The sequence below is a fragment of the Glycomyces niveus genome (genome assembly GCF_017592475.1).
GTDB lineage: Bacteria > Actinomycetota > Actinomycetes > Mycobacteriales > Micromonosporaceae > Glycomyces > Glycomyces niveus.
Window position 1 is genome coordinate 1 of record NZ_JAGFNP010000009.1, and the last position, 22,845, is coordinate 22,845.

At 69.2% G+C, this 22,845-nt stretch carries 20 protein-coding genes and 2 pseudogenes; 11 read left to right on the top strand and 11 right to left on the bottom strand.

The genetic code is table 11. The features are described from left to right. Nucleotides 1–405 precede the first annotated feature (405 nt). On the bottom strand, nucleotides 406–570 hold the full coding sequence (locus J5V16_RS25550; protein WP_208497427.1) for an N-acetylmuramoyl-L-alanine amidase: 165 nt from the start codon (nucleotides 568–570) through the stop codon (nucleotides 406–408). Nucleotides 571–759: 189 nt separating this feature from the next. On the opposite strand from J5V16_RS25550, the gene J5V16_RS15905 reads away from it, so the two are divergent. Further along, nucleotides 760–1,095 (top strand): hypothetical protein, encoded by a 336-nt coding sequence (locus tag J5V16_RS15905; RefSeq protein ID WP_208497428.1) that lies wholly within the window; start codon nucleotides 760–762, stop codon nucleotides 1,093–1,095. Nucleotides 1,096–1,116: 21 nt separating this feature from the next. Here the strand turns inward: J5V16_RS15905 and J5V16_RS15910 are convergent, their stop codons facing one another. Then, complete coding sequence (locus J5V16_RS15910) at nucleotides 1,117–1,470, bottom strand: LuxR C-terminal-related transcriptional regulator (protein WP_208497429.1); 354 nt, start codon at nucleotides 1,468–1,470, stop codon at nucleotides 1,117–1,119. A gap of 194 nt (nucleotides 1,471–1,664) precedes the next feature. Here J5V16_RS15910 and J5V16_RS15915 point away from each other — a divergent pair, with 194 nt between their 5' ends. Both J5V16_RS15915 and J5V16_RS15920 read left to right on the top strand, forming a co-directional pair. Beyond that, entirely contained in the window at nucleotides 1,665–3,257 is a 1,593-nt protein-coding gene (locus J5V16_RS15915; RefSeq protein WP_208497430.1) for an LPXTG cell wall anchor domain-containing protein, read from the top strand. A 54-nt stretch (nucleotides 3,258–3,311) separates the two neighbouring features. After that, nucleotides 3,312–3,809 (top strand): hypothetical protein, encoded by a 498-nt coding sequence (locus J5V16_RS15920; RefSeq protein ID WP_208497431.1) that lies wholly within the window; start codon nucleotides 3,312–3,314, stop codon nucleotides 3,807–3,809. A 41-nt stretch (nucleotides 3,810–3,850) separates the two neighbouring features. Here J5V16_RS15920 and J5V16_RS15925 read toward each other — a convergent pair whose 3' ends face one another. Beyond that, nucleotides 3,851–4,159 (bottom strand): hypothetical protein, encoded by a 309-nt coding sequence (locus J5V16_RS15925; RefSeq protein WP_208497432.1) that lies wholly within the window; start codon nucleotides 4,157–4,159, stop codon nucleotides 3,851–3,853. 355 nt (nucleotides 4,160–4,514) lie between these two features. On the opposite strand from J5V16_RS15925, the gene J5V16_RS15930 reads away from it, so the two are divergent. From J5V16_RS15930 to J5V16_RS24555, 3 genes are all read left to right on the top strand, one after another. After that, complete coding sequence (locus tag J5V16_RS15930) at nucleotides 4,515–6,866, top strand: beta propeller repeat protein (RefSeq protein ID WP_208497433.1); 2,352 nt, start codon at nucleotides 4,515–4,517, stop codon at nucleotides 6,864–6,866. A 316-nt stretch (nucleotides 6,867–7,182) separates the two neighbouring features. Beyond that, nucleotides 7,183–7,623 (top strand): Rrf2 family transcriptional regulator, encoded by a 441-nt coding sequence (locus tag J5V16_RS15935; protein ID WP_208497434.1) that lies wholly within the window; start codon nucleotides 7,183–7,185, stop codon nucleotides 7,621–7,623. Next, nucleotides 7,620–8,264: an NIPSNAP family protein gene (locus J5V16_RS24555; protein ID WP_243901322.1), complete on the top strand. Its 645-nt coding sequence runs from the start codon at nucleotides 7,620–7,622 to the stop codon at nucleotides 8,262–8,264. The genes J5V16_RS15935 and J5V16_RS24555 overlap by 4 nt, the downstream gene beginning before the upstream one ends. A 289-nt stretch (nucleotides 8,265–8,553) precedes the next feature. Here the strand turns inward: J5V16_RS24555 and J5V16_RS25770 are convergent. After that, a pseudogene (locus J5V16_RS25770) lies at nucleotides 8,554–8,892 on the bottom strand (SHOCT domain-containing protein); the annotation flags it as partial. Between the two features lie 131 nt (nucleotides 8,893–9,023). Next, nucleotides 9,024–9,995, bottom strand: a complete 972-nt coding sequence (locus J5V16_RS15945; protein ID WP_208497436.1) for a DUF389 domain-containing protein — start codon at nucleotides 9,993–9,995, stop codon at nucleotides 9,024–9,026. A 245-nt stretch (nucleotides 9,996–10,240) separates the two neighbouring features. On the opposite strand from J5V16_RS15945, the gene J5V16_RS15950 reads away from it, so the two are divergent. From J5V16_RS15950 to J5V16_RS15965, 4 genes are all read left to right on the top strand, one after another. Then, nucleotides 10,241–11,782 (top strand): hypothetical protein, encoded by a 1,542-nt coding sequence (locus tag J5V16_RS15950; protein WP_208497437.1) that lies wholly within the window; start codon nucleotides 10,241–10,243, stop codon nucleotides 11,780–11,782. Between the two features lie 147 nt (nucleotides 11,783–11,929). Further along, nucleotides 11,930–13,561, top strand: a complete 1,632-nt coding sequence (locus tag J5V16_RS15955) for a GH39 family glycosyl hydrolase (protein WP_208497438.1) — start codon at nucleotides 11,930–11,932, stop codon at nucleotides 13,559–13,561. A 151-nt stretch (nucleotides 13,562–13,712) separates the two neighbouring features. Continuing rightward, on the top strand, nucleotides 13,713–14,264 hold the full coding sequence (msrA, locus tag J5V16_RS15960; RefSeq protein ID WP_208497439.1) for a peptide-methionine (S)-S-oxide reductase MsrA: 552 nt from the start codon (nucleotides 13,713–13,715) through the stop codon (nucleotides 14,262–14,264). A 328-nt stretch (nucleotides 14,265–14,592) separates the two neighbouring features. Further along, complete coding sequence (locus tag J5V16_RS15965) at nucleotides 14,593–15,696, top strand: hypothetical protein (protein ID WP_208497440.1); 1,104 nt, start codon at nucleotides 14,593–14,595, stop codon at nucleotides 15,694–15,696. Between the two features lie 175 nt (nucleotides 15,697–15,871). Here J5V16_RS15965 and J5V16_RS25775 read toward each other — a convergent pair whose 3' ends face one another. The 6 genes and pseudogenes from J5V16_RS25775 to J5V16_RS15990 form a co-directional block, all read right to left on the bottom strand. Next, nucleotides 15,872–17,233, bottom strand: a complete 1,362-nt coding sequence (locus J5V16_RS25775) for a right-handed parallel beta-helix repeat-containing protein (protein WP_408612470.1) — start codon at nucleotides 17,231–17,233, stop codon at nucleotides 15,872–15,874. 318 nt (nucleotides 17,234–17,551) lie between these two features. Then, nucleotides 17,552–18,205, bottom strand: a pseudogene (locus tag J5V16_RS25780) (glycosyl hydrolase family 32); the annotation flags it as partial. 3 nt (nucleotides 18,206–18,208) lie between these two features. Then, nucleotides 18,209–19,258 (bottom strand): LacI family DNA-binding transcriptional regulator, encoded by a 1,050-nt coding sequence (locus J5V16_RS15975; protein WP_208497442.1) that lies wholly within the window; start codon nucleotides 19,256–19,258, stop codon nucleotides 18,209–18,211. Nucleotides 19,259–19,295: 37 nt separating this feature from the next. Beyond that, the gene (locus J5V16_RS15980; RefSeq protein WP_208497443.1) at nucleotides 19,296–20,135 is read right to left on the bottom strand and encodes a carbohydrate ABC transporter permease; all 840 of its coding nucleotides are present in this window, start codon (nucleotides 20,133–20,135) and stop codon (nucleotides 19,296–19,298) included. Continuing rightward, a complete protein-coding gene (locus J5V16_RS15985; RefSeq protein ID WP_208497444.1) occupies nucleotides 20,132–21,019 on the bottom strand; it encodes a carbohydrate ABC transporter permease in 888 nt (295 codons plus the stop codon). The genes J5V16_RS15980 and J5V16_RS15985 overlap by 4 nt, the downstream gene beginning before the upstream one ends. Nucleotides 21,020–21,095: 76 nt before the next feature. Further along, nucleotides 21,096–22,400 carry an extracellular solute-binding protein gene (locus J5V16_RS15990; RefSeq protein WP_208497445.1) on the bottom strand — a complete coding sequence of 435 codons (1,305 nt, stop codon included), beginning with the start codon at nucleotides 22,398–22,400 and terminating at the stop codon, nucleotides 21,096–21,098. Between the two features lie 243 nt (nucleotides 22,401–22,643). Here J5V16_RS15990 and J5V16_RS15995 point away from each other — a divergent pair, with 243 nt between their 5' ends. After that, nucleotides 22,644–22,820, top strand: coding sequence for a hypothetical protein (locus J5V16_RS15995; protein WP_208497446.1), 177 nt, complete (start codon nucleotides 22,644–22,646; stop codon nucleotides 22,818–22,820). The last annotated feature ends 25 nt before the right edge of the window (nucleotides 22,821–22,845 follow it).

The window sequence follows — 22,845 nt, forward strand, 5'->3', positions numbered from 1 at the left end:
ACCGATCTTCATTCCGGTGCGGTGCACCAGGGTGGACAGTGGATCGACGCCGAGGCCCCGATCGAGGTCATCCCGGTCTTCGCACGCGACGGGGCCCTGCCGGAACTCATCGGCACGATCTAGGCGGGACGCATCAATAGAAGGGGACGCCGACCGGCGTCCCCTCCCGGGCGGTTGTTCGTAGCGATCGTGAGGCTGTTCGCGCTGGTGGCCAAGGCCGCTCCGATGCTCGCAGTCGCCGAGTCCTCCGCCGCGATCGGCATCGCCTTCGTTGTTCCGATGACTCGAAGAGCCGGTCGATCCTGGAGGGATCGACCGGCCTCTCATGCACCTTTGAGGACGTTCGTCGGTAAATAGGCCGCTGGCCGGGCTGTCGCGATGAACGGGCTCTAGGGACCGGACACACTATTTGAAGAAGTTGTTGATGCCGTGGAAGTGCTCGAGCGCGATGTTCTGCCGGAAATCCTCCCTGCGAAGGAGGTTGGCGTTCACCTCGTTGTCGATGAAGAGGTTCTCGGTGAGGACCGCGGACATGGACGTGTTCTCGATGACGTAGAAGCCCGCCTCCACGAGACCAGTTCGGCATCGGGCGGACGCCCCGGTCCGGGCGGTGAGCGCGGGTGCGGATTCCTGCCGGTGTCCCGCCGGTGCACCGCCTTGTCGTCGGGCGCGGGTCGTCGAATACCGGCTCCTGTTACCGAAGAGGAGTCGATTGGGTTTTCCAGATTCGCCAGACGAGCGCTGGTCGTCGGCGCGGCCATGACCGCCATCGTCATCGGAGCGTCGGGGCAGGCCCAGGCCGCCAACGCCTACCTGATCCTGAGCGACCGGGACGGGCGGCAGCTCGGGACCATGACCCACTACGACGCGGAGACGGACACGTTCAAGGTCTGCGATACGCAGCGGGACGGGCACGCGGTGAGGGGCGTGCTCTACCGGGTCGGAGGAAGCGGCGACCTCCTGCGGATCTCCGACGGCTCGGACGTGGGCTGCAACTCCGCGAGCTACGACATCCGCAGCGGGGCCACGTACTACATGGACCTCAGCCGGGACGGGAACTTCGACATCTGGCATCGCATCCAGATCACCGAATGAGGTGAGGCGGGGCGGCAACCGTCAGGGGCGGCCTTCGATGCCGCGGCGCCCCTGACGTGCGTCAGACGCGACCAGGTCGGCCTCGCTCCAATGCGCCCAGTCCGCGTCGGCTTCCGGCCGGCGGCCGCCGAAACCGAGGTGCTCCTCCCCGAGGACCCCCGCGCGGTAGGCGAGGGCGCCGAGGGCCTCGGGGGAGGAGGCCCCGAGCATGCCGGTCATCTCCCGGATGTCGCGAATGACCGTGCTCCGCGAGAGGTGGAGCTCTTTGGCGATGACCTCCCTCGTCTTCCCCCGCACCAAGTGGATGAGGATCTTCCGTTGGCGCGGGGTGACGTGGTCCGCGGAGCGGAGATCCGGGTAGCGGTTGCCGGGCATCGGAACTCCTCCTGACCGCGGCCCCGTGCGGGCCGCTGGGGGCAGCATGCCGATCGACGATTGTGACACCGGTTCGTTCACCCAATGTTCAGATTCGGGGCCCGTAACCTGCGGTGACGTCCGCGCGTTTCCCGTTCATCAGTCGACTCGCCACTGAACGCGGCGAGCGCCTGGACGAGCACCAGGAGGGTCCAATGAGTACACCTCGCAGGCGCGCCGGGCTGCTCCCGGTGGCCCTGGCCGCGGCCCTCGCGTCGGCGGCCGCCGGCGCCTTCGCCCTTCCCGCCGCCGCGCAGTCGCCGGTGCCCACCGACGTGGTCCTCGATCTCGACGGACCGCTCGTCGCCGGCAGCCCGCCGCGCGCCGCCACGCTCGACGTCGCCTTCGACGAGGACCAGACCGGCTCCCTCGTCATGACGCTCGACGTCGACGCCTCCGACGGGACCGTCTACTTCGGTCACGGCCAAGGCTGCCAGTCGTACGACCCCTCGCCCCGCATCGAATGCGAGATCCCCGACGCCGCCGCGGTCAACGAGTTCGGCTTCGCCTTCGGCGCCGCGAGCGGCACCGAACTCGGCGAGTACGACTACACGCTCCGGCTCCTCCTCGACGGATTCGAGGTGTACACCGAGACCGGGACCGTCGAAGTCGTCGAGGAGCGCTACGACGGCGTCTACCGCGACTACGTCCACGAGTACCTCAGCTTCACCGATGTGGAGCCCGGGACGGTCGTCGAGGCCGAGCCGCGGATCATGCAAGGCCCCGCGCTCCCCGACGACATCGTCGCCCTGGCCGCGTACGTCGGCGGCTCGTTCGCGCCGGGCAGCGCCATCGAGGGGGCTGCCGCCCGGGCCCCGTGGGACAACTGCCAGCCGGACTCGGTCGGTGTCGGCGGCGTGTACATCTGTCTCTTCACCGAGGTCGAGGACCTGCCGGGCACCGTCTTCGAGTTCTCCGAACCCCTCCAGTACGCGGTCACCGAGGACGCGCCCGGCCCGCTCCGCGTCTGCGGATGCAGCTTCGGGCTCTCGGCGATGAACCAGGAGGTCCTCGAGCGCGATTTCGGCGGCCCGTGGTGGGACCCCGGCTCGTCGAACCTGCTCTCCCTCGTCACCGCCGCGGACCAGAGCGCCCCCGAGCCCGCCGACGACCCGTCCCGCGGCCTCGTCGACATCGTCACCGCCGAGGGCACTTACGACCTCGAGGTCGAAGGCGCCGACCTCGCGGGCGGCCAAGACCAGATGACCATCCCGGTCGAGAACCTCGGCCCCGCCTCCGCGCTCAATCGCGCCCTCAGCGAGACCGAGCCGGGATACCAGCTCCGCGGGCAGCTCCCGGAGGGCGCCGAGTTCGTCTCCGTCGACAACGAGGGCGACGGCCACTGGTACTGCGAGAGCGGCGACCTGTCCGACCTCTTCGAGGCCGTCGGGGACGAGACCGAGCTCGACCGGTTCGACTTCGTCTGCCACTTCTGGAGCCTCCCGCCGGGGGAGCAACACGAGTTCGAGTTCACCGTTGACGTCACCGACGCGACCGGCGAGGCCGGACGGGTCGAGGTGGCCGCCCTCTGGCGCGGCGTCGACGGCATGAACCTCGACGGCGACCTGTCGAACAACTCGGCGGCGCTGACCGTCGACGACAGCTCGCTGCCGAACACAGGCAGGTCGACGATCCTGCTTGCCGCGGTTGCCGCTGGCGCGGTGGTCCTCGGCGTCGTCCTGTACCTCGTGACGCGCCGTCGCAAGGAGCCCACCGATCCCGGCCAGCAGATGCGCCGCTCGAGCTAATCGGGCGGCGGTCACCGCTAGTAAGGTGACGCCTCGGGCGGTTGGCCGGCGTTGGTGACGGATGATGGTCCCGGCGAGGCCCACGCGTGTGTTGGCTTCGGCAGTCCGAAGGTCGGTGCTGAGGGCAACGTCGTCGGCGCAGGGGCGGCGCAAACGAGACTGCACCCCGAGGACCTCACCGTGGAGAAACGGCGGCAATGGCTGACCGTCGGCGAGGACACCGCGCTCGCCCCGAAGGAACGGCTGATCCGCATCCTGTTGCGCAGCATCGGTTTCGGCGCGGCCGCACCTGGACCCGGGGGCGATCCCGAGGGCACGGTCAAAGCGGTCGCCCGGGCATATGCGGTGAACGACCGGGGCACCATGCATGGCGTCACAGTGGACGGCCTCGACGCAGGAGCGGTCCGGCAGTTCCTGCGGCGGCTGTGGGAGCTGGGCGACGCATCGGAGGAGGCATGCACCGCGGCGGCCCGCGACCGGGGCTTCCGGAGCTTCGACGGCGCGGTCGACTTGCGCCAGCCGCGGCTTGGTGACCAGCCTCGTAACCGGTAACGCCCAGTGCCGCAACTGAGCATCACCCTCCGGAGCGGGCCTTAGAGGTCGAGCGACCATCCTTCAGGGTCGCTCGCGCGAAGCTGGACGACCTCGTCGCCTGCCTTTACCGGGGCGCCGATGACAAGCTCTTCCGGGCCGATCTCGATCTCCGTGTTCTCGTGGAGGAGCGTCAAGGTCATCCCACCGTCGTTGATGGTGCTCGCCTGCTCTTGCGTCAGGGGCTCGGTGTGGAATTCGGCGCCCTGGTAGTTCGGGGTGCCGAGGCCGAATTGCACTCGCCCGTCGACGGGGTGTTCGCCGTCGAGGTGCAGTGTGCCGGCGTCAAGGTGTGCGTAGTCGCTGAGCATGATGCCGATCGTATGGTGCGGTGAGCGGCGGCGAAGCGAAATGGCGGTTCGGCAATCGTCTCTCGGTGAGTCTTCGTTCGCTGGACCACACGCCTCACGCGGCGGGGATCCAGGGTCACGCTGCGTCGTGTTCGTGACACTGCGCGAAGGGGAGAGCGGTTGCCGCAAAGGAAGACTCACTATGTATTGACATGTAACAAAGTCGGGGGTCAGTATGTAGTCTTCTGGCCGTTCAGGAGATCCCTGTCAACGGAAACGATGTGTGTTCTCCTCGGAACGAGGGGGGGACCTGACAGGTTTTGTCCCGCAACTATGTTGCGAAGCAAAACTAAGTTTCGAACACATAGGAGCGTAAGTGCGACGACGCACCCTCGCAGCATCACTCGGTGCGGCCGCAGCAGCGGCCGCCGCCTTCCCCGTCTACAACTCCCTGGCGGCAGACCAGCCACGCCAGCAGCAGGCCTACACCTGGCGCAATGTCGTCGTCAACGGCGGTGGATTCGTACCCGGCATCGTATTCAACGACACTGAAGCGGGACTGATCTACGCCCGCACCGACATCGGCGGCCTCTACCGCTGGCAGGAGGACTCCCAGACCTGGAAGCCGCTCACCGACTGGATCGGAGCGGACCACTACGGCTACACCGGGATCGCCTCGGTCGCAACCGACCCCGTCGAGCCCAACCGCGTCTACGCCGCGGTCGGGACCTACACCAACGACTGGGATCCCAACAACGGCGCGATCCTCTACTCCGACGATTACGGCGACACCTGGGGCGTGGCCGAGCTGCCGTTCAAGCTCGGCGGCAACATGCCCGGCCGCGGCATGGGCGAACGCCTCGCCGTCGACCCCACCGACAACAAGACCCTGTACCTCGGTGCGCCCAACGGCAACGGCCTCCAGCGGTCCACCGACTACGGCCGGACCTGGAGCAAGGTCGAGTCCTTCCCCAACCCGGGGAACTTCGTGGTCACCCCCGGCGACCCGTACAACGGCGACAACCAGGGCGTCCTGTGGGCCGAGTTCGACCCCACCGGCGGGAAGATCTTCGTCGGCGTCGCCGACCCCGACGACCCGCTCTACGTCTCCGCCGACGGCGGCTCCACTTGGCAGCCGGTCGCCGGTGCGGCCGAAGCGATCGGCCGAGCGGGCGAGAACCGCACCATCCCCAAGCAGGCCGCCGCCGACCACGCGAGCGGCCACCTGTTCATCGCCACCGGCAACGACCCGGGGCCGTTCACCTCGGCACCGTCCTCGGGTCGCGGCGGCGAAGTCCAGCGGCTCGACATCGGCACCGGCGAATGGACCGACGTCACGCCCAACTACAACCCGGCCGACCGGACACCCGCCTTCGGCGGCATCACCGTCGACCGGCAGCGGCCCGGCACGATCATGGTCGCCACGCTCAACAACTGGCAGCCCGACGAGATCCTGTACCGCTCCACCGACTCCGGACAGACCTGGGGGACGAGCTGGGACAAGGTCGCCAAGCCCGACGGCTCGCAAGGCCGCACCGACCGCTTCGACCTCGACCACAGCGCCAGCCCGTGGCTGACCTTCGGCAACGCCGGCGACGGCTGGAACCTCGAAGTCAAGCACGGCTGGATGATCGAGGCGCTCGCGATCGACCCGCACGACTCCGACCGGATCATGTGGGGCACCGGCGCGACCATCTGGGGCACTGAAAGCCTGACGCAGTGGGACGCCCAAGGCGACCTGGTGGGCGAAGACGGCGGTGCGCTGCCGATCGAGCGGTTCACCGTGGCCGTCCGCGCCCAAGGACTCGAAGAATGCTCGTTCCAAGACGTCGCGGCGCTCGGCGGCACGCTGCTCAGCGCCGTCGGGGACCTCGGCGGGTTCGTCCACACGGACCTCACCAAGGCGGTCATGATGATCCGCAAGCCCAACTGGACCACCGGCACCAGTGTGGACTTCGCGGAACTGAACCCCGACGTTCTCGTCGGCACCGGCAACGTGACCAGCGAGCACGGCCACGTCGCCGTCTCGACCGACCGGGGCGCCACCTGGCAGCCCACCGCCAGAGTCTCCGGAGTCCCGGGCGACGGTCACGGCGGCATCGTCGCGGTGACCGCCGACGGCTCGGCGATCCTGTGGACCCCCGGCGACAGCGAGGTCACCCCGGTCCGCTCGACCGACCTCGGCCAGACCTGGACCGCCATCGCGGGCCTGCCGGCCGGCGCGAAGATCCGCGCCGACCGCGCCAACGCCGGCACGGTCTACGCCTACGCCGCAGGGGCCTTCTACCGCAGCACCGACGGCGGCGCGAGCTTCAGCGGCACCGGCGCGAGCGGACTCCCGGGAGGCAACGGCGTGGACTTCCGCGCCGTCTTCGGACGCGAAGGCCACCTCTGGCTCGCGGGCGGCGACGGCGCGGGCGGCATGTGGCGCTCCCAGGACGGCGGCTCGACCTGGACCAAGGTCGCGGGCGTCGACCAGGCCCAAGTCGTGGGCTTCGGCAAAGCAGCGGACGGCCAGGACTACCCGGCGCTGTACGCGTCCGCGATGATCGGCGGCACGCAGGGCATCTACCGTTCCGACGACGCCGGCGGCACCTGGACCCGCATCAACGACGACGCCCACCAGTGGGCCTTCACCAACACGCGGGTGACCGGCGACCCCGAGGTCTACGGCCGCGTCTACATCGCCACCAACGGCCGCGGACTCATCTACGGCGACATCGGCTGACGAGGTACGCCGCCCCGCATTGAGCGGGGCGGCGTCCCGAAGCCCCTCATGGCTCCGACCCCATGCCGCGTGTCTATTCGCCCAAATACCAGCCACCCAGGCTTCTCCTGGCTGCACAAGGGACGACTAGGTGCGGATAACCAGCGACTCCTAGGTCCCAAGTGAATCGCCGCCTCTGGCAACGTTCGTCGGCGTTGTCCAGCGCCAGTGGGATCTCAGAGTTGGTCCATGCGTTGACCGCTCCCTCCCTCGCACGTGTTGTAACAAGAAGTGTTACGATCGGCGGACTTCGGATGGCGCATAGCAGGAGGCGCAGATGGCGGCCAACAGCCGATTGACGACCGCTGTCCACGCGCTCGCTTGGATGGCGTTGGCGAGTCGCCGAGGACGCGAGGTCATGACCTCTGAGGAGATCGCCGCGAGCCTTGCCACCAATCCGGTCATCGTGCGCCGCAGCCTCGGCGAGCTCCGGGCTGCCGGACTCGTCGTGTCGCGGCGCGGCGCCGGCGCGGGCTGGAGTCTGACCCGGGAGCCCGCAGCGATCACCGTGCTCGAGGTCCACGAAGCCCTCGGCGCTGAACCGCTGTTCGCGCTGCACCCCGGTACGCCCAACCTCGAATGCCCTGTCGGCCAGGGCATCAGACCGGTGCTCACCGAGGTGTACGCCGCCGCCGATGCTGCGGTCCGGCGGGAACTGGCCGGGCACACCATTGCCGACGTCCTCGCCCAGACCCTCGCTTCCCAGGAGACGCCATGACCGCCCCCGACGCCACGGTGTTCGAACTGCGCCAGTACACCCTCCGCCCGGGACGGCGCGATGATCTGATCGCGCTGTTCGACCGCGAGTTCGTCGAGTCCCAGGAGGCGACCGGCATGTGGATCGTCGGCCAGTTCCGCGACCTCGACCGCCCCGACCGCTTCGTCTGGGTCCGCGGCTTCCGCGACATGGCCTCCCGCGCCGACGCGCTCACCGCCTTCTACAGCGGACCGGTGTGGAAGGAGCACGGCGGCGCGGCCAACGCGACCATGATCGACTCCGGCAACGTGCTCCTGCTCCGCCCGGCCGGACTGGGGCCGGGGTTTCCGCGCGCGCAGCAAGCCCGTCCGGGCCTGCGGGACCGCCCGACTCCCACGCGCCTCACCGCGGCCGTCCACCGTGTCGACCCCGACTCGGCGGGAGCGACCGCCGTGCAGGTTCGCGCGGCCCTCGGCGATCGGTTGGTCGCCTGTCTGGTGACCGAACCCGCCGAGAACACGTTCCCTGCACTGCCGGTCCGCACCGGAGAGCACGTGCTCGCCTGGTTCGCCGCGGGCGAGATCGATGCTCCTGAGCGCATCGCTCCCGAGTTGACGCAGACGCTGCGTCTCGAATCCACCGCACGCTCGCAGCTGCGCTGAGCGCCGCGCTGCGACGAGGAGAAGCGCCCTGGCCGAAACCGAAGGGGTCGAGCACTTCGTCTTGGAGACGGCCGACGTGCCGGGCGCTATATCCTCGCGGCAGAGTCGGACTTCGCCGGAACGACCAGGCTGTGCCCGCCGCGGCGGGAGTTGAAGAAGGCCCCTGCCGGTCCGGCAGGGGCCTTCGCCAGGGCGCGAAAGCGGCAAGGGCGGGGGAGGTCGATCCCCCGCCCTTCCATTGATGAGCGCTACAACCCTGCGAGGGGGTCGATCCCTCCAGCAGCCGCGCCTTCTCGGCCTGGAACTCGTCGTCGGTGAGCTTGCCGCGGTCGTGCAGTTCGGCGAGCACCTGCAGCTGTGCGGCGGTGTTGTCCGGCGCGTACTTTGCGACGAACGCTCGACTGCTCGCATCGATCGCCTCCCGCTCGGCCGTGGTCGCGCCGGCCGGCCGGGCAATCAGGTAGATCAGGGTGCCGAAGAAGGGCAAGAGGATCACGATCACGACCCAGAGGGCCTTGAGCCAGCCTTTGAGGTCGTCCCTGCGGAAGATGTCGAACAGCGGGAACGTCCACATCATCACCAGCGGCAGCCAGATCAGCAGCAGCCAGAAGACATCCCAGAACGACATGACGTCCCCCTCTCACCAGGCCCGGAATCGTCCTGTCCCGACGATCAACCACTATCGCAAAACATGGAAGCACTTTTCGCGAAATCGTGTACCCAGGCCCGCCGCAGCGCCCGATCGAGTACGGTCCCCGCTCATTCGCTGATGCGTTCGCCCACAGTGTGCACCACGGTCACCTGCGGGTCGGTGGGCAGGAGGTCGTCGACCGAGAGCTGCAGGTCGGTGATGTCCGGCAGCTCCGCAGGGCTGCGCACTTCGACCACCACGCCGTGGCCCTGCCAGGTGACGCTGCTGACTTCGGCCTCGGGCGTGCCGCTGACCCAGTCCTCGGCCAGTGAACGCACTTGCCGGGCCCAGACCGAGGTGACCGAGTTCAGCGTCATCGGGATGCCGACCGCCAGGAGCACCACCGCGAGCGCCGCATAGGCGCGCCCGCGCCACCGTGCGTTCGAGGCCGCGGCGGATTCGCGCGCGTACCCGGCCGCCATGAGCACCACTACGGCAGCGATGATGAGCACCACCATATTGGACGCGAACAGGACCAGTGCCCCGAGTGCCAGACTCGGCTCGCCCGAGCCCAGACATACGCCCACGACGCCGAGCGGGGGCACCAGTGAGATGGCGATGGCCACGCCGGGAAGCACGTCGCCGACGTCGCGGCGGGTGAACGCGATCGCGCCCACGAAACCCGTGGCGACCGCTGCCGCGAGATCGGTGAGCTTCGGGGAGACCCGACCGGTCACCTGGGAGTTGGCGAGCACGTCAGTGGGATTGGGCAGGATCAGCGCGAAGAGGACGCCGGTCGTGACCACGACGGCGACGCTCACCGCCACGTAGAGCATGGAACGTCCGACCAGCGCCAGACTGCCGGTGACGATCCCCAGGCCCACCGCAAGGATCGGCGTCGACAGCGGTGCGACGATCATCGCGCCGATCACGGTCGCCGTTGAGTCCCCGATCACCCCGGCCGTCGCGATCAGCCCGGACAGCGCCAGCATCGTCCAGTACGCGGACCGTTTGGCGGCCCGGTCGCCCTGGTCGAGGTCAAGCCGTGCCGCCAGCTCCGGAAGCGTCCGTCGCTGGCTCGAGGGAATCACTACGCCCATTATCGCCTCCGAATCCATTATGGGCGTATTCGGTGGAGTGGGACTGCTTTCGCGTGCGGACGCCGCATGGCACCGCCGCCGGCGTCGCACCGGCATCGATCGTTGCTCTGACTGCTGCGCCATGGCAGCGCTGGGCGATTCGAGCTGCGGCGCCTATGGAGAAAATGAGAAACCCGCAGTTCAGCATCCCGTAGCTCGTACGATCTGGGTGCCCGGCGGTGCCGCCGGGGCAGGGGGAGCGGGAAATGAGCGACGCCGCATTGAACCGGGACGAGCGCGCCGAACTGGAGCGGCTGCGCGCGCAGGCCCAGGGCCGGGGCCGCCGCGGGCTCCGCTGGACCGGGTCGGTCGTCCTGCTCGTGCTGGCCGCCGTGGTCCTCGTGCTCGCGACGGTGACCGTGTTCGCGCGCAACGAGGTCCTGAACACCGACCGGTTCGTTGAGACGATGGAACCGCTGTACCACGACGACGAGGTCCGGGCCGCCATCGCGGCCAGGGTCTCGAACGCGGTCGACGAGGCCCTCGACGTGGACGCCCTCGTGGCCGAGGCCATCGACGCCGTCCAGACCAGGGGCGGCCCGGAAGTGCTCGACCGACTCGCGGTTCCGCTCGCCTCCGGGATCGACTCGTTCATCGACAAGCAGGTCACCGCCGTCGTCCACTCCGACCAGTTCACGGAGCTGTGGAGCCAGGCCACCCGCGGCGCGCACACTGCGCTCGTCAGCCTGCTGCGCGGCGAGAGCGGCAGCGGCGCGCTCGAGCTGCAAGGCGAGGACCTCGTCCTCGACCTCGGGCCGGTCCTGGAGCAGGTGAAGCAGCGCATGGTCGACGCCGGATTCGCGCTGGCCGAGCGCATTCCTGCGATGTCTGTGACCTTCACGATCGCCTCCTCTGAAGCCCTGCCGCAGCTGCGGACCGCCGCGGCCCTGCTGGACGCCGCCGCCTGGATCCTCCCGATCGCCGGACTCGCGCTCCTGGCCGCCGGGGTCGCCCTCGCGCCGGACCGCCGCCGCGGCCTGCTCATCGGCGCGCTCGCCGTCGCCGTCGGGATGCTGCTGCTCTCGCTGGGCCTGGAGATCGGCCGCAGCGCGTACCTCGCCGGGCTCGGCGACGCGGTACAGTCGCCCGCGGCCGCCGGGAACGTCTACGACGCTGTCACCCGCTTCCTCGGCGACGCGGCGCAGACCGTCACGGTGCTCGCGCTGATCGTCGCCCTCGCCTGCTGGCTCCTCGGACCGGGCACCGCCGCCCGCGCCTCGCGCCGCCTCGGCGCGACCGGCCGGGACGCCGCCGCTCGGGGCCTCGCCGGCGCCGGGGTCACCTTCGGCGCTGCGGGCGCCTTCGTCCACCGCTACCGTCGCGGCATCGAAGTGGCCCTGGTCGCCGCCGGTCTCCTCTGGATCGTGCTGTGGCGCTACCCGGGCGTCTCCGGCGTCCTCACTGTCGCATTGGTCGTCGCCGTGCTGATCCTCGTGGTCGAACTGATCGGCCGCGCCGCTTTCAAAGCCGCGCAGAGCAGGGCGAGAGCGGTCTTATTCGCGGCGGACGCCGTTGGCGAGCAAGGACAACGAGCCGGCGGCGGCACTGGGGCCGAGCGCCTCTACAAGCGCTTCACCGGCCCCGGCCGCGACCAGATGCCAGCTCCTTCGATCGGGGGTTGCACAGGCCTGGGGGAGGCCACCTCGAGCGGGGTCAGGGGCTGCGTAACCCGGCGCGGGCCGTCCTCATCCATACCCGGACGCGTCTCCGCGACCTCGGCCACTGACCACCGAACGCCACCGTTTTGAAATATTTCAGTGGCGCCGTTTCGCGGTGCATCTGAGAAAACCCAGGAAAGGCCTATTGACCCAGGCGCCCCAAGATCGATAACCTGCTCTGAGTCCAAGAATCGTTCGAAACAGTTTCGAATCGTGATGACTGAGTGAAGTGAGAGCATGGCGAACCTCCCCCTATCCGTGATCAGCGTCGATGGGCAACCGGGCGAGGACGTGCCGCTGGTGCACGTGTGGAGCGAGTGCGCGGGGGCCGGGCGGGCGAATGAGGCGCTGCGGGCGGACTGGCAGCGGCAGTTCACTGAGGCCGTGGACGTCCTCGGGTTCAAGTACGTGCGGTTCCACGGCCTGTTCCACGACGACATGTTCGTCTACCGGGAGAGCTACGGTGGCGGGTTCGGGCCGAACACGCCCTTGGAGGCGCCGGTCCACACGTTCAGCTACGTGGACAAGGTCTTCGACTTCATCCTCGACAGCGGCACGCGGCCGTTCGTGGAGCTCGGGTTCATGCCGAGCGAGCTCGCGACGCAGACCGGGACGGTGTTCTGGTGGGGCGCGCACTGCAGCCCGCCGAAGGACATGGCGCGGTGGGTCGAGCTGGTGACGACGACGGTGGAGCACTGGATCGGCCGGTACGGGCTCGACGAGGTGCGGCAGTGGCCGTTCGAGGTGTGGAACGAGCCGAACCTGGTGCCGCACTTCTGGACGGGGACCAGGACGGAGTACTTCGAGCTGTACAAGGCGACCGTGAAGGCGCTCAAGGGGATCGATGCCGGGCTTCGCGTCGGCGGGCCCTCGTCGAGCGTCTTCGTGCCCGACGACCGGTACAAGGGCGAGGTCGAGGACCGTTCGAAGGAGCACGCGACCGCCGCGGCGGCCGACGTCGACGCCCTCGACTGGCGTCCGGTGTGGATCGAGGAGTTCCTGACCTGGTGCGCGGAGCGGCAGGTCCCGGTCGACTTCGTCTCGACCCACACCTATCCGACCGACTACGCGTTCGACTCCAACGGCGTGGGCGTGCCGCTCTCGCGGTACATCGACGCGACCCGCGACGACCTCACCCTCCTGCGCAAGCTCATCGCCGAAAGCGCGTACCCCGACGCGGAGGTCCACATCACCGAGTGGTCGACGTCCCCGTCCTCGCGGGACCGCATGCACGACACCGTGTTCGCGGCTGCATCGATCACCCGCTCATACCTCCAGTGCGCGGCGCTCGCCGAATCGATCTCCTACTGGACGTTCACCGACGTCTTCGAGGAGGGCGGCGCTGGCCTCGGGCCGTTCCACGGCGGCTTCGGACTGGTGAACGAGCAGGGGATCCACAAGCCGACGTTCCACGCCTTCAGGATGCTGGGCCACCTCGGCGACCGACTGCTCGCTTCCATGCCGCACGGCGCCGTCACGCGCGACAGCCGCACCTCGGCGGTCTCGGCCGTGTTCTTCAACTACCCCGACGACATGGGCGGGAAGTCCATCGGCTCGTCCGACTCCTACGAGGCGACGCGCCACCTCCGCGAGCAGGGGCCGAACAGGAGGGTCCGGCACTCGATCGCCGGTCTGGAACCGGGGACCGCGTTCCTCGTCGAGGTGCTCGACTGGGAGCACGGGAACGTCGCCGAGGCCTGGTACCAGCTGGGGAGCCCGGTCAACCTGTCCCGGGAGGCGACCCGGCACCTGGGCGCGGTCGCGGACGCGCTGCTGCGGTACACCCTGACCGCCTCCGACACCGGCGTCCTCGAACTCGACCTCGACCTGCCGCCCTGGGCCGTCGCGTCCGTGCGGCAGTCGGACTGACGACGGAGCGAGGCAAGATACCTGGACTGAGGCGCCGCCCTGCGGCCGCTGCGACAGCGGTCACAGGGACCATTCGCGGGGTGCGGGACCAATTCCGGTCCCGGGGGCGTTGTGCCCAGTAAGAGACCACCAGCACGAAGGAGCAACCGTCATGACCAGCGGCATCACCGACACCGGCGCGATCACCAGGAACCCCGGCACCGAGACGGCCGTCCTCGCCGGCGGCTGCTTCTGGGGCATGGAAGACCTCATCCGGCGCCAGCCGGGCGTGCTCGCGACCCGCGTCGGCTACACCGGCGGCACGAACGACCACGCGACCTACCGCGACCACCCCGGCCACGCCGAGGCGGTCGAGATCGTCTTCGACCCGACACAGACCACCTATCGTGACGTGTTGGCCTTCTTCTTCCAGATCCACGACCCGACCACGCTGAACCGGCAGGGCAACGACCTCGGCACCAGTTACCGCTCGGCGATCTTCCCGCTCACCCCCGAGCAGGAGCAGGTCGCGCGCGACACGATCGCCGACGTCGACGCCTCGGGCCTGTGGCCGGGCAAGGCCGTCACCACGATCGAGCCGGCCGGTCCGTTCTGGGAGGCCGAGCCCGAGCACCAGGACTATCTGCTCAACTACCCGAACGGCTACACCTGCCACTTCCCGCGCCCGGGCTGGGTCCTGCCGGCGCGTACCGCGACCGACTGACACTCCCGTCGAGGCCCGCGTCTACACAGGCGAAATCGACGACTACCCCTTTGCGCGCGATGGCATGGACGGCGTCAGCGCCGCCGTCCCGAGATCCTCCAAGATGGCTTGGTGAGTGCTCACCGCTCAACTCGGGTCCGGTGGCCCGCGGCCGCGGCATGACCGATCGATGACGGAACCGTGGCGGCCGCTTCCATCCTTCAGCGCGGGCGCGCCCGCCGCGGGGACACGGCAGGTACCTTGGTGTACCGCCGCAGTCCACAGTCGCATCGGTCGCGCCCCAGCATGAAGCAAGGAACCACCCCCGACAAGCCTCCCTGGAGTGGTCTTGGACGACCCCGAACTCACCGAGCCCCGCGGGCGCCGCCCGGTCCTCGTCGCCGCCGTCGTGGTAGGCACCCTGACCATGTGCGCGACCTTCGCGGGCTCGGTGGTCAACCTGCTCACCGGCCCTGCCGCGCTGGCGATCGCCGCCGCCGGAGCGGTCTTGGCGGGCATGGCGTCGATCATCGCGACGATCGTCTCCGGGGCCGCAGGAGGGCAGCCGCCCCGGCGCGCGCCGGCGGCGTGGACCTGGCCCGACGTGGCCCGTCACCCGCTCGAAGCCGTCCGCAACATCCGTCTCCCGCTCGCCTGTGCTCTGGCGGTCGCCGCATCGATGACCGCTCCTGAGACGACCCTTTCGCCACTGCCCCTGACCGGCTTTGCGGCGGACCACGCCGCGAGGCTGCTGCCCGTCGTGGCGGGAGCATGGGCGCTGCTGGCCGCCATGGCCGCGCAAGGTTGGAACCTCACTTGGGACGATCGCGAACCGCGTCAGAAAGGCGCAGGACTTGATGCGCTGGTCACCTACAGCGCCGCTGCCGGAGTCGGCTTCTGGATCGGGACGATCACCGAGGCATACCTCGGCCTGCTGACCGCCGCAGCGGTCACGTTCGTCCTCACCGCCGTAGCCGGGCGGATCGAGGACGACTTCTACGCCAAAGGACCCTTGCCGTTCGTCCTGTCAGCAGCGGCCGTGACCGCAGCCGCGTTCGCCGCATGGCACTCGGGCTTCGGCCCGTTCGGCACCGTCTTCGCGGGCATGATCGCGACCATGGCGGTGTCTTTCCCTGCCGCGATCCGGGGCAAGCACCCGAAATTCGAAGCCGGCATCCTCGAATTCGTGCCCCTCCTGGCATTCGGCCTTCTCGGCCTGAACGGCAGCCGTTGGTGGTTCGCGGTCGCCGTCCTCCTGTTCACCGCCGGCGTGGTCAACTCCGGCGGTGACTCCCGCGACGCCCCAGACTTCAAGCAGGGCGCCCGCTTTATCGCCGGTTGGTTCGGACCCCTCAAACCGATCGCGATCCTCTACGTCGTCCTCACCACTTCGGCCTCGATCTACGCAGCCGTGGCCATGGCCTTTCCGCAACTGGGCTGGGAGCTTCCCTGAGACGTCGGTGCGCGCCATCAACAGCGCCGGGAAGCAGCCTATGCCGCCACGTCGCCGCCCGCTACGGGGCCGCATTGCCGCGGAGTCGGCGCTCGAGCCGGATCGACGCGCTGCGGCGGTACCTGATGACGGCGATGCGAGCGCATACGGCGACAAGGACGCCTGCGCCGATGTTCTACCCTCCTGCGTTCTGGGCGGGGACGGTGGGGCTGGCGCGGAAGGCGTTCGTTGCGAGGTCGATGTGGACTTGGTCTTCGGTCCCTGAGTCGAGGACGGTGTTCTGCTTCGACTCCGGGTCGACCATGACGGTGGTGACCGGGAGGTGCTTCGCGGCGTCGGTGGAGAGCAGGGCGTCGACTTGCGCCTCGAAGGCCGAGCTGCTCGGCTTGCCTTGCACGTTCATTGACACAGTGTGGTTGGTGGCGACGTAGTTCCGGCCTCCCGCTTTCAGGCGGATGATGGCGGGCGCCGCTCCGGTCGGGCGGATCCTGTCGGCGTCGATGATGGCGGAGAAGTGGTTGCCGATGACGGAGTTGTCGCTGCCGTTGACGGTGAGCAGGCCGAAGTCGTCGTCGAGTCCGTTGTCGACGCCGAAGAAGGGGGACCAGGGCTCGTGGTCGCGCAGGAAGTGGTTCGAACCGACCAGGTTCTCCGAGCTCGCCTCTAGGACGACCATCCCGGGATAGAAGGAGTGCAGCCGGTTGTTGGTGACGCTCGACCTCGTGACGCCGTTGAGGCGGACGCTGCTCGCTCCGCGGGGGAAGACGTTGTTCGCGGTGATCAGCAGTCCGCCGTGGTGCTCGGCGTAGATCGAGTGGCCCTTGGGGCCGGCCCCGATGAGGTTGTCGGTGATCTTGGAGGCCTGGCCCCAGCCGCGCAGTTCGATGCAGCTGCCGCATTCGGCGATGAAGTTGTCGTGGACCGAGAGCGCGTCCGCATTGTGGACGGTGAGGGCGTGCTCGAGGTAGATGAAGCCCATGCCGTTGACGCGGAACGAGTCGTTGGCGTCCGCGACGTAGATGCCGGTCTTGCCGTTGACGTAGGTGTTCTCCGGGTGGAGCCCCGAGTCGTCCGCGGTGCCCGAGCCGTCCGAAGTGAAGTGCAGCCCGTCGATGCAGAAGTCCGCGAATTCGACCGAGCTGATCCGCGGGTTCCCGCTCCGGGCGACGTAGAAGGCCGCGCCCGCGGCCTCATCGCCGCCAGGGGGCAGGTCGACGAGGATGCGGCTGCCTCCGGGCCACAGCTCGTGCAGGTCCGGCCACTCCTCTTCGGGGACGTTGAAGCGGATGCTCGACGACGTGAAGCCGTGTCCGGCGCCCTCGATCCGCAGGAAGCCGATGTCGATCAGCACCTGCGTGCGAAGGCGGTAGTCCCCGGGAGGCATGTAGATCACGGCCCCCGGCTTGCCGCCGTCATGCTCGTCGGTCGACTTCTGCCGGCTCTTGACGTCCGCGATGATGCTGTTGAACACCTCGCCGATGTCCTCGCCCGCGTCGCCGACGGGCCACTGCGTGACGTCGTAGTAATTGGCCGACATGGAGGTTCCTCTTCGTGTCGGCGGTGTTGCGGACCGGTCGATCGCGAGTCGGCCGTCGACCCACTGGACCGGTTGCGGGTCGGTGATCTCGCCGATCCAGTTCCCGTGCTCGTCCTCGTTGCGGAACGCCATGAAGCACCACTGGCCCGCGCGGTCCTGCACCAGCCGGCCGACATAGACGCGCTCGTCGGTGACGCGGTACGCCTCCTCCAGCGGGAACGGCCCCGTCATGGCGTCGATCGGAAAGGCCCAGACGCCGCCCACGGGGTCTGCGTCCCGGCGGCCTTGCGCCAGTTCGGGGCCGAGGCAGGAGAACAGCCCGACCGGGGTGCCGTCGACGACGGCGGTCTGGACCACCTCGACGTGCCCGAAGCCGGCGCCCGGCTCGGACAGCGGGGGCTGGACGGTCCAGTGGACCAGGTCCGGTGAGGTCGCGTGCCCGATCACGCCGCGGTCGTCGGGCGCGCCGCGGTTCGCGCGCGCGGTGGTCAGCATGTGCCAGCCGTCCTGGTCGCGGAAGACCCACGGGTCGCGCCACGCCTGGTCCGGCCACTGCCGCGTCGCGGCCGTCTCGTACCAGCGGTCGTCCGGTTCGAGGACCTGCCGGTCGGGCTCGCGGCGCCAGGTGAAGAGGTCGTCGGAGACGACCGAGCTGATCCGCTGCTCGAGCCCGCCTTCGGCGCGGCTGACCGCCGTGTAGAACATCCGCCACAGGCCGTCGTCGCCGCGGACGACGGACCCGGTCCAGGTCGCGAGGTCGTCGAACGCGGGGGAGTCGTCCGGGAGCAACGCGTCGGCGTGCTCGGTCCAGTTCGTCAGATCGGTGGAGGTCGCGTGCCCGACCGTCGCGCGCCAGTGCCGCCTGTCGGGGTCGAGGAGCGCCCGGGGCGCTTTCAGGAAGAACAGGTGGTAGCGGTCGCCGTCGTCGGCGATCCAGAAGTCCCACACCCACGATGCGGCGAGTCGAAGCATGTTTCAGGCCTTTCGGTGCGGTTGGGGGGCGGCGACCGAGCCGCGGGTGACCAGCGGGCAGTCGAGGCGGGTCGGACCGTCGTGGGGGAGCTCGGCTTCCCCGCCGAGCAGGCGCACGAGCGTCTCGACGGCCCACTCGCCCATCTCGTAGTGCGGCAGCGCCACCGTGGTGAGGCCGGGGAAGAGGTTCGCGGCGATGAGCTCCTGGTTATCGAAGCCCACAATGGACAGATCGCGCGGGATGTCGAGGCCCAGCTCGGCCGCGGCCCGGTAGGCGCCCATCGCCATCCGGTCGTTGTAGCAGAACAAGGCGGTGGGCCGGTCGTCCCCGGCGAGCATCTCCCGCGCGAGCGCGTAGCCGGGCAGGGTCTCCGACGGCGCCTGGCGGACCAGGTGCTCGTCGATCGGGATGCCGTGCCGGTGCAGCACCTGCCGGTAGCCGATCAGGCGTTCGTGCGTGGCCGGCACGTCGTCGTCGTTGTTGAGGAAGCCGATGCGCCGGTGACCGGCCTCGACGAGGTGGGTGACGGCGGTGACCGCGCCGCCCACCTCGTCGGGGACGACCGCGGGGACGACGCCGTCCTCGTCGGTCGCGTCGATCAGCACGGCCGGCACGCGCCGCAGATTCGCGGGCACGGATATCCGGCGGTGGTACATCGTCGCGTAGAGGACCGCCTCCACCTGCCGGTCGATCAGCGTCTGGACGTAGTCCTCGTGCGCGCTGGCGCTGGATTCGCGCTCGGCGTTGACGATGACCAGGGTCAGGTCGTGGGCGCGGGCCGCGTCCTGCGCGCCGAGGATGATCCGGCCCGCGTGCGGGGTGGTCGCGATCTCCTCGCTCAGCAGCCCGATCAGCCCGGACCGGTTGGTGCGCAGCGCACGCGCCGCCCGGTTGGGACCGTAACCGAGCTGGGCCGCCGCTTCGCGGACCCGCGCTCGCGTCTCCGCGGAGACCCGCGTGTTCGGCGTGTCGTTGAGGACGTGGGACACCGTGGTGATGGAGACGCCGGCCAGCCGGGCCACGTCTCGGATGCCGACCCCGTTCACCGCCATTGTGGACTCCTGCCTGCTCGCATCGGGTTGCCTCCGCTCATCCTTTCACGGCGCCGAGGGTGAGGCCCGCGACGATGTGGCGCTGGAGCACGAGGGTGAGCAGGATGACCGGGAGCGAGTAGACGGCGGCGAGCGCCGTCATCGCGCCCCAGTCGAGCCCGAACTGCGTCTGGAAGTTCGCGATCACGATGGGGGTCGTCTGCGCGCGGACCGAGGTGAGCAGCAGCGCGAACAGGAACTCGTTCCATGAGGCGAGAAACGCGAAGATCGCCGTCACCGCCAGACCGCCGGACACCACCGGCAGGACGACCCGCCAGAGCGCTCCGAGCCGCGACGCCCCGTCCATCTTCGCGGCCTCCTCGATCTCGTCGGGGACGGCCTCGAAGAAGCTCGCCATGAGCCAGATCGAGAGCGGCAGCGAGATCGTCGTATGGGCGATCGCGAGGGCGAACGAGGTGTCGCCGATCCCCATAGCGCGCATCGTCTCCACCAGCGGGGCGCCGATCGCGATCGTCGGCACCATCCGGGTGACGAGCGCCGCGAGCACGAACACGCGCCCGCTCGGCGTGCGGTACCTGGTGACCGCATAGGCGGCCGGAACCGCGAGCACCAGGGAGAACAGCGTGCTGAGCACGGCCGTCACGACACTGTTGATGAGCGCCGGGACGACGCCTTCCTTCGCCAGGGCCGCCACGTAGTTCTCCAGCGTCCACACGTTCGGCATCACCGACGGGGGCACCGCGATCGCCTCGCTCGGAGTCTTGAACGACGTGAGCAGCAGGTAGACGAACGGGAAGCCGTAGAGCACCAGGATCACGGCGAGCATGACGCCGAGGATCGCCTTCGTCGACCGGCGGCGGGTTTCGAGGCCGTTCATCGCGCCTCCCCCGGCCGCCAGATCGCGGTGACGGCCACCGCCGCGACGAGGAGCATGCCGATCAGGTAGATCGTGCCCATCGCGCTGGCCAGTCCGATGTCGCCGTAGCGGGTCATGGTGCGGTAGATGAGCAGGCTGAGCGTGGTCGTGCTCTCCTGCGGACCGCCGTTGGTCTGGATGAGGATGATGTCGAACGCGCGGGCCGCGTCGATGCCGCGCACGATGAGCGCGACGGCGATCACGGGTCGCAGCAGCGGGATGATCACCCGGAACAGCATCGTGGGGAACCGCGCCCCGTCGATGCGGGCTGCCTCCAGGATCTCGCCCGGGATGGTCTGCAGGCCGGCGAAGAGCACGAGGGTGATGAACGACGTCGTCAGCCAGATGTCCGGGAGGGCGACCGCGAAGAGCGCGATCGCCGGGTCGCTCAGCCAGCCGACCTGGCTCGGGTTGTCGAGGACGCCTGCCCGGACGAGGAGTTCGTTGACGATGCCGAAGTTGTCGATGAGCAGGAATCGCCACAGCAGGCCGGCCACGACGGGCGCGATCATGAGCGGGTACATGAAGATCGTGCGGAACACCGTCGAGCGCCGGCCCAGGGCCGCGAAGATCAGGGCGACGACGAGCCCGGCCGCGAACTCGAGCGCGACGACGACGAGCGTGTAGACGACCGTGCGGAGCGACGCGCCCTGGAACGAGGCCGAGGCGAACGCGTCGATGAAGTTCTGCAGGCCGACGTAGGCGCGCGGTCCGCCCGCGATCGGCGAGATGTCGTAGAAGGCGTTCCAGACGAACCTGATGAGCGGCCAGAGCACGAAGGCCGCGAGGAAGAGGGCTGCCGGCGCCATGAGCAGCAGGGCGAACCGGCGATCGGAGACACGCAATGTGGGAGGTCTTTCTGTCGGACGGGATGGCCGACCGCTGCGACGCGGTCGGCCACCGGTGCGGAGCGGTCGGCGGCTACTCGAGGATCGCCTCGATCTGCGCCTCCGCCTCCTGCAGCAGGGCGGCGTTGTCGGCGCCTGGCTCGACGGCCTTCTGCAGCATGGGCGTGAGCACGGTGTCGACGATCTCCTGCCACTGCGGCGTCGCCGGGCGGGCGCGGGTGGCCGGTGAGTTGAGCGTCTCGAGGATCGCGGGGTAGTTCTCCCTGCCGGCGACCCCCGCCTGCGACTCGAACGCCGAGATGCGCGCGACGAGGCCCAGCGACGTGTCCATCGAGAGTTCGTTGTGCTCGTACGCGAAGGCGATGAAGTCCTTCGCCAGGTCCTGCTTCGTCCCGGCTGCGGGCACCGAGAGGTACCAGGCGCCGGGCACTCCGGCGACGCCGCCCTCGCCCGCGATCATGGGGGCCGCGCCGATCTGGCCCGCGACGGGCGAGTCGGCGGGGGTCTGGGTGTAGGCGTGGCCCCAGAACCGCATCATGGCGAGCTGCCCCTGGTAGAAGAGGTTCTGCGCTCCGGCCCAGTCCAGCTGCGCCGCCCCGGCGGGGGCGTACGGGAGCAGGCTCGTGTAGTAGTCGAGCGCCTCGAGGTGCTCGGCGTCGCCGATGGTGATTTCGCCGGTCTCCGGGTCGAGGACCATGTGCTCCTCGCCCGTCTGCGAGACCGTGGCGAGCCACTCGGTCTCGACGGCGCCCTTGACATCGGTGCCGTAGAGGTCGATCTGGCCGTCGCCGTCGGTGTCCATCGTGAAGAACTCGGCGGCGTCGCGGTACTGCTCCCAGGTCGTCGGCGGAGCGAGCGGGTAGCCGTACTGCGCCTCGAAGTCGGCCTGGTGCTGGGGGTCCTCGAACAGGTCGGTGCGGTAGTAGAGGATCTCGGAGTTGGTGAAGATCGGCATGCCGACGTACTGGCCGCCGACCTGCGCCTCGCTCACGAGGCCCGGGAACAGGTCCGCCTTCACGTCGTCGGTGAACAGGTCGTCGAGGGGCGAGACGCCCTCGGTGAACGCGCTCAGCCAGATCGCGTCGAGAGCGGCGACGTCGAAGGAGACGCTGCCCGATCCGAGCTCGGTCTGGATGCGGTCGTAGAGGCCGTCATAGGGCAGTTCGACGAGTGTGACGGTCGTTCCCGTCTCCTGCTCGTAGAGGTCGGCGATCGGCTGCAGTTCCGCCAGTCCGCCGCCCTCGACGACGACGGTGAGTTCGTCCTCCGCGGCGGCGCCGCCCGCGCCGCAGCCGGAGAGCGCGAGCGTGCCCGCCGTCGCCAGTGCGGTTGCGAGGGAAGCGGTCCGGACACGACCGCTGGTATCGCGAAGCGTCATTACTTCGACTCCGTTCTTGTAGCTGCTCTGCTACGCGTGAGGGGTCACCGTCGGGCCGGTGACAAAACGTTTTGACAAAACGTCTTGGCACGAGTCTGCGGCCCCGGACCGGCGACTGTCAACGCCAAACATTGAAAAAATGTCGCCAAAATCGTTTGGCGCATTGACCTGCTGCGACGGACGCCCCTAGCATCGGTCAGCACATTGCCAAATCCATTTGGCTCCCAGCCCTTCCGGAGCACCATGAGCCTTCCACCGACCGGCCCCACCCGCCGCACCCTCATCCTCGCTGCCGGCGCCAGCGGCATCGCGGCAGCGCTCGGCGCGCCCCGGCCCGCCCGCGCCGAACCGGGGGCGGCCCCCGCCCAGGAGGCCGCCCCCGAAGAGCGGCCGCACCGCACGCTCCTCGGCCTGATCTAGCCCCTTGCCGACCCCTTACGACATC